The following is a 981-nucleotide window of genomic DNA, read 5'->3' as shown; positions in this document are numbered from 1 at the left end:
TGGGTCAATACCACGGGTAAAGCCATAGGGCGCGGCCATGTTTCAAAAATCGTCGACTCTGTGGCAGTTAAAAACAGTGGTGGTTTGATAGCGTTGACAGCGTTATTGCTCAATAGCTGGAATGCGAGTAATTATCTGGCGCAGGCGGGTGTTCTGGAAGGGATGGATGAGCAACGGATATACGACACCGCGTCCGCGAAGTTATATGCCGGGGCTGCATTGGTGGCAGTGATTGATAGTCAGGTGAGTAAGAATGCTCGGTTTTCGATTGGTTTAGCTACAACGCCTTTACGGACTCTCTTGGGCGGTATTCTTGGAGCACTTTCTGTTACAGCTGCATTCAATGAGTTTTACTCTTTGCAGTTGCAACTTGAAAACGCACAAGGCTCTATCGATCCTTGGCTGAAAATGCGTAGAAATATAGTCGGTGGTCAAATTGTTACTTGGGGGGCTGTGGCACTCAATGGCGTAGTTTTTACTTTAAGAGCTCTCACTGGAAATCTAAGTGCTGCAATGGCGCTTTCACGGTTTTTATTTTGGATGGGGCCACTGAATTTCCTGGTTGTTGTACTGGGTGTGCTCTACCTGATTGCTTGGTATTTTCAGCAAAAACCTATGCAGAATTTTCTAAATGATTGCTGCTGGTCAAAATCGCGTGCCCGCGACCTTAGCCCCATTGCATTCGATACCCAGCAAGGCGAACTTGATCGTCTTTACGGCATTCTTTATACCCCTAGAGTCAGCTTCGAATCCGCCGAACCAAAAAGTGTAATGAATGCTTTGCAATCAGGCGTAATGACCACTGCGATCAAAACACTCACTATAGACCTGCCAGGCGCCGAGCCTAGTAATGTATACCTAGATATCACCATGATTGGTAATCCGCTAGATACTCTGGCGATGCGCGAGCGGATAAAAAGTGGTGAGGGGAAATACGCAGGTGAAGAACCCATGCAAGATATTGGCGATTGTTGGATACAC

Annotated in this window: 1 pseudogene; it reads left to right on the top strand. The window is 47.0% G+C overall.

From position 1 onward, the window contains the following. Positions 1-981, top strand: a pseudogene (locus B347_RS25530) (hypothetical protein); the annotation flags it as partial.

This window comes from Pseudomonas psychrophila HA-4 (assembly GCF_000282975.1).
Classification (GTDB): domain Bacteria; phylum Pseudomonadota; class Gammaproteobacteria; order Pseudomonadales; family Pseudomonadaceae; genus Aquipseudomonas; species Aquipseudomonas psychrophila_A.
This window is presented reverse-complemented; position numbering and strand designations above follow the sequence as displayed.